Here is a 13,679-nt window from a genome sequence, read left to right on the forward strand (position 1 = left end):
CCGGTTGCTGCGGCTGTTCTGCACACGTGGACGCTTCCTGCATCCCGAACCCGAGCGACATTGCAGGGTGCTGGTGTCGAGCACGCAGGCAGGCACGTGCGTCACCGTGTCGCCCTATGGCCTGCGACGCGACTCGGATGGGCAAACACTGCACTGGACAGCGCTGCTGAGCCTGGCTGGTCATGCATACAGACGCGTCAGCGGCGCCACGTTCGGCCACAACGAAATGGTCTCCAGCGTATCGATCCGCCCGGCGAGGTGTGACGATCTGCCCGCACTTCTGCTCGCTTCGCTGGTCCAGAACCCGCATCACGCCTCACACCCCTTGCACCGTGTGCTGCTTAGCTTGTTTGAATGAGCGCACGTATTTCATCGAACACCCTTGCCTTCACGGCGAGCACGGATTCAGCCGTCAATGACGGGCTCAAGCATTCGATTGCGGACAGGTGGCTCCGCACACATCCCACGCTGCCGCTTCCCGGACGCGGCCACACCCTGGAGCGCTGGCAGACGCTGGCCGATATCGCGGCAGAAGACCTGTGCGTGGCCAAGTTGCTGGAAGCCCATTACGACGCACAGGCCATATGCGCCGACCTGGGCGTGGATATCATGACGCCGACACAGCGCTGGGCGGTGTGGGCGGCCGAGCCGCCGGGGTCCGATATGCGTTTTTCCGGGCAGACGCTCAGCGGCACCAAGGCGTGGTGTTCCGGCGCCGCGCAGGTGACGCATGCGCTGGTGACCACGCCCCATGCAGGCAGCAGTTGCCTGTTTGCGGTGGCACTGGATCAGCCCGGTATACAGATCGACAGCAGTGCGTGGCAGGCAGTGGGGATGCAAGGCATCGAGACGGCCAATGTCCGCTTCTCCGATACGCCGGCGCGGCAGATCGGCGCGGCCGACGCGTACCTGACCCGACCTGGCTTCTGGCATGGAGGCGCCGGCATCGCCGCGTGCTGGTTCGGCGCCACCGCCGCAGTTGCCGATGTGCTGCGCGCCTCTGCACGCCTGAGCAAGGACCCGCACGCGGCCGCGCATCTGGGCGCCATCGATGCAGGCCTGGCATCTGCCGCTGCGTTGCTGCGTCAGCTTGCCTCGCGCATCGATGCGCAACCGCAGCAGGCACATCTGCGTGGCGTCCTGCAGGTCCGCAGCGTGGTCGAAGCAGTCGCACGCGATACGCTGGACCGGGTCGCTCGCGCATTGGGGCCAGGGCCGCTGTGCAATAACCGCGCGCATGCGCAGCGCTGCGCCGACGTGTCGGTATTCATTCGGCAACATCATGCCGAACGCGACCTGCAAGCCCTGGGCGAGCTGTGCCAGCAGGAGGCATCGCCATGGAAGATCTAGCCGGGCGGCCCATCGAAGGCGCAGGCACGCCGGAAGCGGCATGGCGCGCCGCGCCGTGTCTGAGTGCGCTGCCACGCGTCACCCTGCCGCAGCTGCTGCAAGGCAGCCAGCGCCTGGTGGTGGTCGCGCCACATCCGGACGATGAAGTGCTCGGCTGTGGCGGGTTGATTGCTGCCACGCGTGCCGCCGGCATGCCGGTGTTGATCATCGCGTTGACCGACGGCGAGCAGGCCTATCCGGATGAACCCGGTTGGCGTCCGCAGGTGCTGGGCCCGGCGCGGCGCCTGGAACTGGATGCAGCGGCGCAGCAGCTGGGCGTATTGCCGAGCGCACTGATCCACCTCGCCTTGGGCGATGGTGCGCTGGCGGCCTGCGAAGCGCGCATGGCAGAGGCCATCGGCAGTCTGATCACTGCGCAAGACACGGTGCTGGTGACCTGGGAGCGCGATGGCCATCCCGATCATGAGGCGGCGTCGCGTGCGACCCGTGCCGCGTGCAAGGCGCAGTCTGCCCGGCGTCTGCAATACCCGGTCTGGGCGTGGCATTGGGCGCGTCCGGAAGACGCCGTGTTTGCCGATGGCTCTGCGGTGCGCTTGGATCTGGCGCCTGCAGTGCTGCGTGCCAAGCAGGATGCCATCGCCTGCTTTGCCACGCAGTTGGGCCATTGCACGCCGGCGGTTGCAGAACCGATTCTGCCGCCGTCGGTGCTGGAGCGCTTTGCGCGGCCGTTTGAGGTCTTCATCCGATGACGGTGCTGAGCGTTGAGCACTTCGAGCAGATGTATGCCGATGAAGACCCGTTCGGCTATCGCTCGCGCTGGTACGAGCAGCGCAAGCGCGACATCCTGCTCGGTGCCCTGCCCTACGCAAGGTTCGCGCGTGGCTGGGAATTTGGATGTTCCAACGGCGAGCTGACCGCGCAATTGGCACCGCGCTGCGACACGCTGCTGGCCACGGATCTGTCGCAGCAGGCGGTCGAGCTGGCGAGCGCGCGCGTGCAGGGGCTGCCTGCGGTCACGCTGCAACAGGCGGCGCATCCGTCGGACTGGCCGGAGAGTCTGTTCGACCTGATTGTCTTCAGTGAGGTGGGCTATTACCTCGAAGCTTCGGCGTTCGAAGAAACCGTCGCGCTGTTCGCCCGCTCGCTCACCGCCCGGGGTTGTCTTGTGGCGTGTCACTGGCGGCATGCCTTCGAGGGTGCGTTGCGCAGCGCCGAGCAGGTCCACGGCGCGCTGAACCAGGCACTGGCAATGGACACGTTGTGCGTCTATGAGGACGCGGACTTCGTGCTGCAGGCCTGGATGTCGGGCCCATCGATTGCGCAACAGGAGCAGCTGCGATGATCGCGGTCACCATCCCGGCGCATAACGAAGCGGATCTGATCGGCGACTGCCTGCAGTCCATTCTAGTGGCAGCCGCGCACCCGCACCTGTGTGGAGAGCGCGTGGAAATCCATGTCGCGCTTGATCGCTGCACCGACGGCACCGGCGCGATCGCCCGCGCGCATGGCGCAAGAACCGTTACTACCTGCGGGGGCGTCGGCATAGCGCGTGCAGCGGCGGCCTCGGCCGCGATCGCGCGCGGGGCGCGCTGGCTTGCGTTTACCGATGCCGACACCTGCGTGCCGCCGGATTGGCTCTCGGCGCAGCTCGATTGTGCCGCCGATGTGTTCTGTGGCGTGGTGGAAGTGACCGATTGGCACGATTTCCGCCCCGAAACACGGCAAGCCTTCCTGGCCAAGGAAATTCGTCGCGACGGTCACCCGCATGTGCATGGCGCCAATCTCGGCATGAGTGTGGCCGCTTACGTGGCAGCCGGTGGCTTCTCAGCGCTGAAGTGCAGCGAAGACGTGGCGCTGGTGTCGGCATTGGAGCGTGCGGGCATGCAGATTGCCCGCCTGGTCAAGCCGGTCGTCAATACCAGCGCACGCCGTATTGCCCGCGCGACCGGCGGATTCAGCGATCACCTGGCGCGCCTGGAAATGGCCGTGCTGGCAGGGGAGCCGGTGCTGGGTAGTTGATGTCGTCGCTGAGCGCCTTACCGCGTCATGCGACAGCAAGCAGCCGAACCGCCAGCCCGTATCGATCGCTCGCCCGCGTTGGAAACGATCGCGTTTGCGGGCAGCATGGATAAATCAGTTTATCCCGCTGATCGCTAGTTCGATCACCGCCAGCTGCCGCTCCACAAGACCCTATGTTTATCTGTATAAGCGGGCTGTGCATATACTGTTGCGGTCGCGTTCTTTTGATTCCATTGCCGCCTGCAGATTATTCTCCATATCGCTTGCATATTGAAAAAATAGCGATCAAGGTGCAACTGCGTATTGACTGACTGCAACCGGCAAGGCGGCCACTGCCGCTACCGAGGTTATGATGGCCCCCACGATGTTTCGGCAAATCGGTCGTTACCGATTGACTGCACATACGTTTCCGGTGGACGGCGTTTTCTCCCCGGAGATCCTGGTGTCGTTCGATGATGGAATCACCTTGTACGGCCAACGACATGCAGTGCGATTCGACACGCAGCTTGCCGCGCACCATTACGCCAGACAATGGATGGACCGATGCACGGTGACGCCGCTGGGCATTCTCGAGAGCGTCTAGCTGTTTCGGGCATGTCTGATGTCGTCAACCAGGCAGCGTCGCTGCCAGCCGGCACATTGTTTCAGGGTATGGACGACACCGACCAACGGTTGAGCAACCGCCTCGCCGTGCTGCGCACGTTCGCTTGGTCAGACAACGCGCCGCGCTCGGCGGCAGCGACTGCTTGCTGCACGTGTCGCCTGAACCGCTTTGGCCATCGTGCTGCCCGGAGCCGCCACACTGTATGCGGCATCGACACGCGCCAGATATGCCAATGCATGCACGTTGACGTCGCTGACGCGTCCATCCAGGGCACTTCCCTGGTGGAATCCAGCAACGGCTCGACGACTCGCCCAGAGCGATGGACGGGAAAATCCTGCGCGCTGTTCAGTGTGGCCGAATCGATCACGCGTTTTTCGCGTGGGAAACGTAGTGTGGTGCATGCATTTTCGGAAAACTGCGTTATGGGCTCTCACAACGAAAAACTGATCCTGATTGTCGAGGACGATGCCGATACCCTCGAGATCGCCACCTTGTTGCTGACCGAAAGTGGCTATGCGGTCGTGACTGCCAGCGATGCCCAAGGTGCGCTGGAGCAAATCGATCATTGTCCTGCGATAGCGCTCGTGTTCACCGACCTTCAGATGCCGGGGCTCCTGGATGGATACGGCCTGATTTCGTATCTGCGTGCCGACGGCAACAACCTGCCGGCAATCCTGACATCGGGGTTAGGGCATTCTCCCAAGGGATTGCCCAGCCGGACGATGTTTTTAAGCAAGCCTTACAATCGCCGCAGCCTGGTCCAGAATATCGAGGCATTCGTCGGCCATTAGCGTGGCCGGCGGCGAGGCAACCCTACCCTCGTCCTGATCGAGCATGCGCAGGTTTCAAGGCAGGGGCATTGCGCAGGCCGGATCGATCGATCGCGACAACCCGGTGAAACCATCGCCGTCATCGTCAAACCCGTGCATCACGACCGGTCCCCGATCGCTGCCTGGCATCATCTTGCCGCACGTCGCCAGCCTGCATTGATCGCTTCCTGGCTGGTGCAGAAAAAGCGCTCGCCCTTCGCAGGTGAGATGCTGGTCCGCTGGTAGTCGCGTTGCCCGGGCATGTGGAAGATCTTGCTGCCCTTGCTCGAGATATTGCCCTTGATGGCGCAGTGCGCAGGCAGCTGCGTCTGTGCTGCCGCCTGAGCCCGCCGTGCCGATTGGTTGCGTTTGCCGCGACGGTAGTCGGCTGGCATCTGGAAGGTGCCGGCCCAGAGGTTGCGCCGCTGTTGCTGCGCGGTGCGTTCGTCGGCGACAAACGCGGTGGCGTACTCGCGGTAGGCCACCGCCCAACCGGACTGCACCATCCAGCGGTTGACCGATTGTCCCTGCACGTAGCACTCGGCAACGACTCGTCCGTAGCGATCGGTATCCTTGGGTTGGCAGCGAACCGTCCTGTCACGCAGATAGCCATCCAGGGCAGCGGCGGAACGCCGGCCGCAAGGCCACGCGCTGCCGGTATCGCTGGTGCATTGCTGCGCACTTTCGGGGGCATCGACGCCCCACAGGCGGATACGCTTCTGCGCGAGCGTGATGGTGTCACCATCGGTGACGGTTGCCCGGCCAACCAGCTCTGCTGCGATAACGGGTGAGGCGAACAGCGCAACGACAACAACCACCGAACATCTGGACAACATCAACAACAAGCCTCGGGTGATCGGCAGAGCGTGGTCCGTCTGTTCTTGCCTGGGTGACAGCGTCTAGCCGATTGGCTCACCAGCTTCCATCGCGCTGGTGCCCGCATCGACCAAGCGACGCGGGGCGGCACTGTATGCCAATGGGAAGGCGCTGCCTATCCCTTGCTGCGGCCTGCGAGAAGGCCATGGCATGGGGCGTTCATCGAATACGTTCAAACCGCCGCATTCAAGGCCGAGCACACGCGGCGAGCCCGAGGTAAAGGACAAGTGTCATTCCTTGTAGATGCGTATCTCTGGACAGATGTCTCGCCGTTGCCGAGAGACAGGTCATCCCTGCCCCGGTGCACCGTTGGCACGCGCAAGCACCACGCGCCGCCCGGTCCCTTGCGGAACCGGGCATGCAGGCAGACTTATTGCGCTGCCGGTTGTGGCGACACAGGCGCCGCATCCGGCGTCACGCGCCAGATCGTATTGGCCAGATCGTCCGCAACGATCAATGCACCCCGCGGGTCGAGCGTCACGCCGACCGGACGGCCGCGGGTCAGACCATCGTCGCCATGGAAGCCGGAGACGAAGTCGATCGGGTTGCCCGCGGGGCGGCCATCGCGGAATGGTACGAACACCACCTTGTAGCCCACTGGCGGGTCGCGATTCCAGCTGCCGTGTTCGCCGACGAACACGCCGTCGGCAAACTGCGCCCCCATCGCGGTCGACGAGAACGCCACACCGAGTGCGGCGACATGCGAGCCCAGCGCGTAGTCGGGCACGATGGCCGACGCAACCTTCTGCGGATCCTGCGGCATGACCCGCGTGTCCACATTCTTTCCCCAGTAGCTGTAGGGCCAGCCGTAGAAACCGCCTTCGCGCACCGAGGTGAGGTAGTCGGGCACCAGATTCGGACCGATCTCGTCACGCTCGTTGACCACCGCCCACAATGCGCCGCTACCGGGCTGTATCGCCAATGCAGTGGGATTGCGCAAGCCGGTGGCATAGCTCTTGTGGGCGCCGGTTGCCGGATCCACCTGCCAGACCTGGGCGCGGTCGACCTCGGCAATCATGCCGCGCTCGGTGATGTTGCTGTTGGAGCCGATCGCAACATACAGATAGCGTCCATCCGCACTGGCGGTCAGGGCCTTGGTCCAGTGGTGGTTGATGGCCGACGGCAAGTCGGTGACCTTGCTGGGCGCAGCGCTGGCCTTGGTCTGCCCCTGCTGATAGTCGAAGCGTACCAGTGCGTCCTGATTTGCCACATAAAGTGCGTTGCCGATCAGTGCCAGCCCGTAGGGTGCATTGAGCTTGTCGGCAAAGACGGTCTTCAGTTCATACGTGCCGTCACCATCGGCATCGCGCAGCAAGGTCAGGCGGTTGCCGCTCTTGACCGAGGTGTTGCCCTTGGCCTTGATCGCTCCGGCAATCACGTCCTTGGGCTTGAGATTGGGTGCGCTGCCGCCGCGGCCTTCGGCAACCAGGATATCGCCGTTGGGCAACACCAGCGTCTGGCGTGGAATGCCCAGCCCGGTGGCGATCGCGGCGATGCGGTAACCCGCAGGCACGGTGGGCTTGCGATCACCCCAGGCAGTCGGCTCGGCGATGGTCATGTCGGGCAACAGGCCACGATCCGGCGCTGGCAATTCGGGGCTGGCGCCATGTTGCGCGAGCTCGGGGGCCTTGCCGCAGGATGCAAGCGCGGCAGCGAGCACGGAAACCGACAGGATGGTCAGGGTATGACGCTTCATCGGGCACCTCCCACGCGCAGGCTGGACAGCCCCGACCAGGTTGCAACCAGGGCGAACGCGGTCGCGATCAACGAAAACGCCAACGCCGCCGGCATGATCGCCCAGGCGTCGCGGGCATGATGCAAGGCGTCGAAGAAGCCGACGATCCATGCGGCGCCGAGCGCGATCACATAGATCACGTTGCGGCTTCCGCGAACGAAGCCGACGATCGCACACAGGAGCGCGATGGTCGTCAACACCATCGCACCGATCAGCAGCCATGCGGCGAAATTGGCCCACTGGATCTGATGGCTGCTCCAGTACGCGTAGTCGCTCAGCAAGGTACCGAGAAACAGCGGCCACACACCGCCGAGCACGGCTGCGTGGAACGGATGGATGGCCCAGGATCGGGCGGGCATGGCAGTGGAATTCATGGCGGACTCATTGGGAGCGTTGGTGAAACGTGCCCCGATGCTGCCAGCTGCCACGTGATGAGCGCGGTGATGCTGGGTCTTTTCTGTGCGATGGACCGCACCGAAAAAAGTCGGAAGCCTAGACCACTCATCCCGCCGAGCAACTCCTGGATCGCCGGCGCGACCGTAGGTCGTAGAACGTAGGTCATGGAACCCTATGTGTGCTCCAGGCCGCTCCCTACGCTGGGCTCCATCCACTGAAGGAGCAGGCAGAGGAAAGCAGTCGCAATAATGTTGCCGGCAACCGCGTCGACCATGGCCGGCACGGCCAGCGCGACCGACACCGCGGCCACGACGCGTACGGTCGCCGCACTGGCGCGTGAGGCCGTTACCTTCTTCGACGGCCATCGGCCCGGCGATGTCGTGCTGGTCACCCCCGGGAACAAGGTCGTAGTGCGCCAGAACTCCGCAATGACCGATGTCGGGAATCGGGAGGCGATGCAGCCCGATGCCGCACTACCTCGCGTGCGGCACGAGGGGAAGACACCGACGCGCTGAGCCTGACAAACGACTTCAAGGATCTGCCACCGGGAGTCGATCCGGGCACGCAGTTTCGCTACAGCGATTCCAACTAAAGCGTGCCGACCCACCCGATCGAGCGCGCATCCGGTCAACCCTGTGCCGCCTACATGCAGTATCGGCAGCAGGCTTTCAGGATGGTTTGAAGTCCGATGCGGGTCTGCAGTGATGAGCACCGCTCATAGGACCATGCAGGCTGGATGGATGGCGCGGCGTTGCATCTGCCTCATGCTGGCTGCCGGCATCCATGGCAAGGCAACAGCGATAAAAAAGCGCAACGTGATGCGTTCGATTCGGCGTGATGTGTGCATCGCCAACGCGCTCTCTACGCCGGACTGTTTGGCGTCGGATGCTTGGATTCGCACTACCTTGCCCCTAAATCGGTGGAGAGATGCGATGCCATGTGCGAGCGCGCTGCGTCGCTCTCTCCTGTCCACGGCTGCGCTGGTGTGGAGCGCAGCTGCCTAGTTCTCTGTTGCCCCTCCCCCCACGGCAGCACATCCTTCGGAGATCACGTCCATGACGACCCACGCCACCTTGTCGCCAAGGCAGCAGGCCATTGCGCCGATTGCCGCGTTTGCGGCCACTGGCGACATCGAGCGCTTGAACACTGCATTGGAGGCGGGCCTTGATGCAGGCATGAGCATCGGCGACTGCAAGGAACTCTTGGTCCAGCTGTATGCCTACGCCGGCTTTCCACGCAGCCTCAATGCACTGGCCGCGTTGATGCAGGTCACCGAGGCACGCAAGCTGCGCGGCATCGCCGATGCGCCGGGACACGACCCTGGCCCGGTACCGAGCGGCGATGCGCTGCTCGCACTGGGCACCGCCAACCAGACCCGTCTGACCGGCGCGCCGGTGACCGGGCCGTTGTTCGTGTTTGCGCCGGCAATCGACCAATACCTCAAGACGCATCTGTTCGGCGACATCTTTGCCCGCGACAACCTGGACTGGGTGAGCCGTGAACTGGCCACGATCAGCGTGCTCGCCGCCCTGGAAGGCGTGGAGGCGCAACTGCAGTCGCATTTGAAGATCGGCCTGAACATCGGCGTGACCGAGGCGCAGCTGCACGCGCTGGCCCAGGTGCTGGACAAGCGCGTCGGTGCGGCCGCGGGCACGCGCGCCAAGGCTGCGCTGGCCAAAGCCAGGGCGCAGTGAGCCTGCGGCACGCTGCGATGACCGCAGCGCCTGCTGCCGCTGCGCACGCAGCTGCCGATGGCGGCGCCGGGTCGAACCCGGTCGCACGCCGCTAACGCGGCGCCGGGCCCGCCGCCAGCGCAGACCTTGCGCCGGCCTGCTTGACGATCAACTGGCCGATGTACTGCTCGGCCAGTCTGGTGCCGATCTCCAGCGCGGTTTGCAGCGAGCCGAACGTGGGCGCGGTCGGCAGCGGCACCGGATGTCCACAGACCTGCAAGGTCTCCAGGACGATGCGCCGGTGCCCGAGCTGTCGAGCGACCACGCGGTACGGCAGGCCCTGGTCGGTGCCTTCGGCTGACATGCTTTCGGTGCTGTGGGTACTCATCGGACTCGAGCATAGCTGCCATGCCCAAATTCGGTGGCGGCGGAACTTGAACCATTTATGCAGACGCTAGCGCTGCGACAGCGGCTTACTGCCAACGTGGGCATGCGCCCAGACCGGCCAGCCCGTGCCGGGATGGCACTGTAGCCACGCCCCACTTGTGGATGCGCCCCCTCTCGAAACGCTGAAGACCGCTGAAAACCTGGTGTAGGGGAATGCAGAATTTCGCGTACGAACCCGGAAATACCGGCTTGAATATTCCCCCTGTATTCAGCTTGACGGTTTCAGAACGACACGTACCAGCGCCGGAGGAACGCCGCATATCCATTGCTTCATCGATTGCGGCCCCCGCGTTTTTTCGCGGAATATGCGAGGAATCAAGCACAATGGCCGGGGCCGCTCGCTTTCGGTCAGTATAAATCGAGCGGATATAATGATTCTTCGGCAGGAAGTGAATATAACGCCGAGGCGATTTTCGATAGGCCAAAATCCGGCGAACGCATTACGGAAGAGTCTGCCAGAATTGCTAACTTACAGTCGAATCCGCTACAACGTGTGGGTCATTCACCGACATCTTCGACGGATTTCCTGATTACCTGCGATATGCATCGCATCTAGGATTGCCGCCCCCGGAGATTCGTGACGACTTATTGTTGTGTTCGCTCCGACATTCCGTTGCGGTTGGGCTTGGTAGCGGGATTTTAATCCAATTTAGCTATGGATTAGATCGTTAAATTCTATGCGTAGCGTTTTTCTCTGAATAGCAACTGTCCGTTCAGGTTTTAGAGTTTATCGCTAGCGCCGTTAAACAATCTCGCAAGCACACGGTCGAATGCATTGGCGCATTACCGTGTTATCCGGAGCGCTTATCTGAGGGGACAGATTCGCGGCGGATAAAGTGAATAACGCGTGAAACCAATATGCCACGCCGGCCATCGCCGGTGCTGGAATCGTCTGCGCCAAATTTTAGGTTTTTTGCAGTTGCGGCGCGCCACTACCGGAATCGACCAACCCATGAATCGCTCGCTACTCGCAACCACCATCGCCTCCTGCCTTGTCCTGACCGCCTGTGGCGGCGGTGGCGGTGGCGGCAATGTCCGCAGTGATCCGCCGCAGACCACGGTGGTCGCACCGACCCCGTCGACGCCTGCACCCACCACGCCGACGACGCCGACGACGCCGACCGCGCCAACGCCCCCCACGACCCCGACGCCGTCGGAAACGCCTACAGCCGATCCGCTGCCCAAGGCCGCCCCGGCGCCTGCACCTGCGCCCGCCCGCTACCAGGGCCTGGGCAGCAACCTGCTGGTGCCGACCAACGCAGATCTGGCGCAGCAGGCTGGTGCCAAGGGTCAGGGCGTCAAGCTGGCCGTGCTGGACGACAATCTCTACGGCAGCTACGCGCCGGTCAGCGGCAAGGTCGATGCGTTCACCGATTACACCGCCAGCCCCGGCACACCGGAATCGGCGTCGAACGCGCTGCGCGGCCACGGCACCGTCATCTCGGCATTGGTGCTGGGCAATGCGCAGGACGGCTTCGCCGGCGGCATCGCCCCGGATGCGGACCTGCTCTATGCGCGTATCTGCGCCGAAAATTCCTGCGGCACCCAGCAGACCCGCAGCGCCGCGGTGGACCTGGCCGCTGCCGGCGTGCGCATCGCCAACCTGTCGATTGGTGCCTCGTATGCGGATGCGGCCAGCAGCGCGAATGCGGCCCTGGCCTGGAAGTACGCGCTGACCCCGCTGGTGCAGGCAGATGCGTTGATCGTGGCCGCCACCGGCAACGACGGCGCGGCAGAAGCCTCCTACCCGGCCGCGACGCCGGTGCAGGAAGCCAGCCTGCGCAACAACTGGCTGGCCGTGGGCGCGGTCAACATCGACAGCGCCGGCAATGCCGCCGGCCTGACCAGCTATTCCAACCATTGCGGCGCCGCGGCGCAGTGGTGCCTGGTGGCGCCGGGCAGCTACTTCGCACCGGCGCTGGCCGGTACCGAACTGCAGGGCCAGATCGCCGGCACCTCGTTCTCCACTGCCGCAGTGAGTGGCATCGCGGCGCAGGTGCTCGGTGTGTATCCGTGGATGAGCGCCTCCAACCTGCAGCAGACCTTGCTGACCACCGCCACCGACCTGGGCGACCCCGGCGTGGACGCCTTGTACGGCTTCGGCCTGGTCAATGCGGCCAAGGCGATCAAGGGCCCGGCGCAGTTCATCAACAACTGGTCGGCCAACGTGACGTCCGGCTACGACAGCACCTTCAGCAACGACATCTCCGGCGCCGGCAACCTGACCAAGAACGGCGCCGGCAAGCTCACGCTCAGCGGCAACAACAGCTACACCGGCGGCACCAGCGTCAGCGACGGCGTGCTCGCCCTGTCCGGCAGCCTGCGCTCGGACGTCATCGTGCTCAACTCGGCCACGTTCGAATCGCGCGGCGGGGTCATCAACGGTGGCTACAGCCTGGCCAACACCACCGGTACCACCGCCATCGAATTGGGCAAGGGGCTGACCGTCACCGGCCAGGCCAGCTTGAAGGGCAACCTGCTGTTGCTGCCGGAAGCGGCTGGCTACAGCGTCGGCAGCAGCGAAAGGATCGTCAAGGCCGGCGCGCTGCAAGGCAGCTTCGACCGCGTGCAGTACGCCAACAACTTCTTCTGGACCGCCTCGCTCGCCTACGACCCCACCACCGTCACCGCCACGCTGACCCGCAATGCCTCCGCTGCCAGCGCGCAGGCGGCCGGTGCGCCGCAGTCGGTGGTCAACGGTGCCACCCAGGCCGATACGCTGGTCAAGGTGCTGGACACGCGTGTGGCCGCCGGCGATACCGATAACCTGGGTGGCCTGATCAGCGCCACCGGCGCGCTGCTGGCGGCCAATGATGCGCAGGTAGCCGCATCGCTGCCGACCCTGGCCGGTCAGGTGCACGGCATCGAGCGCACGCTGGGCTTCCAGTCCGCGCTCAACGATGCGCGCGTGGCGGCCGATCGCCTGCCCTATCTGGCCGACACCAGGTCGCTGACCACCTGGATGCAGGGCAGCTATCTGGACGGCGAGTTGGGCGGCAAGGGGTTCGACTCGGCCGATTACACCCAGCAGGCCACCACCGTCGGCGTGGATCTGCCGATGGGCAGCGCCGGCACCATCGTGGGTGCGGCGCTCAGTTCGGGTCAGGATCGTGCGCATATCGACGCATCGGCCAGCCGCCTGCGCTCGGACCGCTATGCGATGACCGCGTACCTGTATCAGCCGATCGGCCAGGCATATGTGTCCGGGATCGGTTCGTACGGCATGAGCAACGTGGACACCGAACGCACGGTGCAGGCCGGCAGCATCGGCGAGCGCCTGCAGGATCGCCGCCACGACACCAACTGGTCGCTACGCGCCGAAGTCGGCCTGATGCCGCAGGCTGGGCTGTCGCCGTTCATCGCCGCAGGCGTGGTCAGCCAGACCCAGGATGCCTTCAGCGAGGCATCGGCCACCGGCCTGGGGTTGAGCGCCAACAGCGATACGCTGCGCGCCGGCTACGGCGAGGTGGGCGTACGCGGCCATCTGGTGCGCGGCAAGTGGGGCTTCGATGGCTTGATCGCTTACCGTTCGCTGCTCGGCAACCCGAACTCTGATTTCACCGCGTGGTTCACCGGCCTGCCGGAAGCGCGCTTCAACGTGGCCGGCGAGCCGGTGTCCAAGCAGTCGGCGCGTGCCTCGGTCGGCGTGCGTTACCAGCTCAACGATGCCTTCTCCATCTACGGCAACGTGGGCGCCGAGCGCGGTCGTTCGGATGCCAACAGCATCAATGCCAATGTCGGTCTGCGCTGGCAGTTCTAAGCGCCGGCCG

General features: G+C 64.4%; 13 protein-coding genes. 9 read left to right on the forward strand and 4 right to left on the reverse strand.

Annotated elements, in window-relative coordinates; translation table 11 throughout:
- Positions 1-4: 4 nt before the first annotated feature.
- The 6 genes from EO141_RS03995 (at position 5) to EO141_RS04025 (ending at position 4,764) form a co-directional block, all read left to right on the forward strand.
- On the forward strand, positions 5-358 hold the full coding sequence (locus tag EO141_RS03995; protein WP_127168571.1) for a hypothetical protein: 354 nt from the start codon (positions 5-7) through the stop codon (positions 356-358).
- Complete coding sequence (locus EO141_RS04000) at positions 355-1,350, forward strand: acyl-CoA dehydrogenase (protein ID WP_164739052.1); 996 nt, start codon at positions 355-357, stop codon at positions 1,348-1,350. Before EO141_RS03995 ends, EO141_RS04000 begins: the two co-directional genes overlap by 4 nt.
- The gene (locus EO141_RS04005; protein ID WP_127168572.1) at positions 1,338-2,099 is read left to right on the forward strand and encodes a PIG-L deacetylase family protein; all 762 of its coding nucleotides are present in this window, start codon (positions 1,338-1,340) and stop codon (positions 2,097-2,099) included. Before EO141_RS04000 ends, EO141_RS04005 begins: the two co-directional genes overlap by 13 nt.
- Positions 2,096-2,692 carry a class I SAM-dependent methyltransferase gene (locus tag EO141_RS04010; protein ID WP_127168573.1) on the forward strand — a complete coding sequence of 199 codons (597 nt, stop codon included), beginning with the start codon at positions 2,096-2,098 and terminating at the stop codon, positions 2,690-2,692. The genes EO141_RS04005 and EO141_RS04010 overlap by 4 nt, the downstream gene beginning before the upstream one ends.
- On the forward strand, positions 2,689-3,369 hold the full coding sequence (locus tag EO141_RS04015; RefSeq protein WP_119131967.1) for a glycosyltransferase family 2 protein: 681 nt from the start codon (positions 2,689-2,691) through the stop codon (positions 3,367-3,369). The genes EO141_RS04010 and EO141_RS04015 overlap by 4 nt, the downstream gene beginning before the upstream one ends.
- 1,026 nt (positions 3,370-4,395) lie before the next feature.
- Positions 4,396-4,764 carry a response regulator gene (locus tag EO141_RS04025; RefSeq protein WP_104582620.1) on the forward strand — a complete coding sequence of 123 codons (369 nt, stop codon included), beginning with the start codon at positions 4,396-4,398 and terminating at the stop codon, positions 4,762-4,764.
- Positions 4,765-4,931: 167 nt separating this feature from the next.
- On the opposite strand, the gene EO141_RS04030 is transcribed toward EO141_RS04025, so the two are convergent.
- The 3 genes from EO141_RS04030 to EO141_RS04040 all read right to left on the reverse strand — a co-directional run bounded on the left by EO141_RS04030 (position 4,932) and on the right by EO141_RS04040 (position 7,767).
- Positions 4,932-5,618 carry a thermonuclease family protein gene (locus EO141_RS04030; protein ID WP_126970304.1) on the reverse strand — a complete coding sequence of 229 codons (687 nt, stop codon included), beginning with the start codon at positions 5,616-5,618 and terminating at the stop codon, positions 4,932-4,934.
- Positions 5,619-6,028: 410 nt separating this feature from the next.
- On the reverse strand, positions 6,029-7,354 hold the full coding sequence (locus EO141_RS04035) for a sorbosone dehydrogenase family protein (RefSeq protein WP_127168574.1): 1,326 nt from the start codon (positions 7,352-7,354) through the stop codon (positions 6,029-6,031).
- Complete coding sequence (locus tag EO141_RS04040; RefSeq protein WP_104582623.1) at positions 7,351-7,767, reverse strand: hypothetical protein; 417 nt, start codon at positions 7,765-7,767, stop codon at positions 7,351-7,353. Before EO141_RS04040 ends, EO141_RS04035 begins: the two co-directional genes overlap by 4 nt.
- 270 nt (positions 7,768-8,037) lie before the next feature.
- On the opposite strand from EO141_RS04040, the gene EO141_RS04045 reads away from it, so the two are divergent.
- Complete coding sequence (locus EO141_RS04045) at positions 8,038-8,304, forward strand: hypothetical protein (protein WP_127168575.1); 267 nt, start codon at positions 8,038-8,040, stop codon at positions 8,302-8,304.
- Between the two features lie 540 nt (positions 8,305-8,844).
- Positions 8,845-9,483, forward strand: coding sequence for a carboxymuconolactone decarboxylase family protein (locus EO141_RS04050; protein ID WP_127168576.1), 639 nt, complete (start codon positions 8,845-8,847; stop codon positions 9,481-9,483).
- Positions 9,484-9,574: 91 nt separating this feature from the next.
- On the opposite strand, the gene EO141_RS04055 is transcribed toward EO141_RS04050, so the two are convergent.
- The gene (locus EO141_RS04055; protein ID WP_104648747.1) at positions 9,575-9,850 is read right to left on the reverse strand and encodes a hypothetical protein; all 276 of its coding nucleotides are present in this window, start codon (positions 9,848-9,850) and stop codon (positions 9,575-9,577) included.
- Positions 9,851-10,861: 1,011 nt separating this feature from the next.
- Between EO141_RS04055 and EO141_RS04060 the strand changes: the two genes are divergently transcribed.
- Entirely contained in the window at positions 10,862-13,669 is a 2,808-nt protein-coding gene (locus EO141_RS04060) for a S8 family serine peptidase (protein ID WP_127168577.1), read from the forward strand.
- Positions 13,670-13,679 lie beyond the last annotated feature (10 nt).

It is taken from the genome of Xanthomonas sp. BRIP62415, assembly GCF_003993515.1.
GTDB lineage: Bacteria > Pseudomonadota > Gammaproteobacteria > Xanthomonadales > Xanthomonadaceae > Xanthomonas > Xanthomonas euroxanthea.

Excerpts from the sequence above, each read along its gene's own strand:
- EO141_RS04000 (WP_164739052.1), top strand. The coding sequence starts at position 355 with ATGAGCGCACGTATTTCATCGAACACCCTTGCCTTCACGGCGAGCACG.
- EO141_RS04005 (WP_127168572.1), top strand. The coding sequence starts at position 1,338 with ATGGAAGATCTAGCCGGGCGGCCCATCGAAGGCGCAGGCACGCCGGAA.
- EO141_RS04010 (WP_127168573.1), top strand. The coding sequence starts at position 2,096 with ATGACGGTGCTGAGCGTTGAGCACTTCGAGCAGATGTATGCCGATGAA.
- EO141_RS04015 (WP_119131967.1), top strand. The coding sequence starts at position 2,689 with ATGATCGCGGTCACCATCCCGGCGCATAACGAAGCGGATCTGATCGGC.
- EO141_RS04025 (WP_104582620.1), top strand. The coding sequence starts at position 4,396 with ATGGGCTCTCACAACGAAAAACTGATCCTGATTGTCGAGGACGATGCC.
- EO141_RS04030 (WP_126970304.1), bottom strand. The coding sequence starts at position 5,618 with ATGTTGTCCAGATGTTCGGTGGTTGTTGTCGTTGCGCTGTTCGCCTCA.
- EO141_RS04035 (WP_127168574.1), bottom strand. The coding sequence starts at position 7,354 with ATGAAGCGTCATACCCTGACCATCCTGTCGGTTTCCGTGCTCGCTGCC.
- EO141_RS04040 (WP_104582623.1), bottom strand. The coding sequence starts at position 7,767 with ATGAATTCCACTGCCATGCCCGCCCGATCCTGGGCCATCCATCCGTTC.
- EO141_RS04045 (WP_127168575.1), top strand. The coding sequence starts at position 8,038 with ATGTTGCCGGCAACCGCGTCGACCATGGCCGGCACGGCCAGCGCGACC.
- EO141_RS04050 (WP_127168576.1), top strand. The coding sequence starts at position 8,845 with ATGACGACCCACGCCACCTTGTCGCCAAGGCAGCAGGCCATTGCGCCG.
- EO141_RS04055 (WP_104648747.1), bottom strand. The coding sequence starts at position 9,850 with ATGAGTACCCACAGCACCGAAAGCATGTCAGCCGAAGGCACCGACCAG.
- EO141_RS04060 (WP_127168577.1), top strand. The coding sequence starts at position 10,862 with ATGAATCGCTCGCTACTCGCAACCACCATCGCCTCCTGCCTTGTCCTG.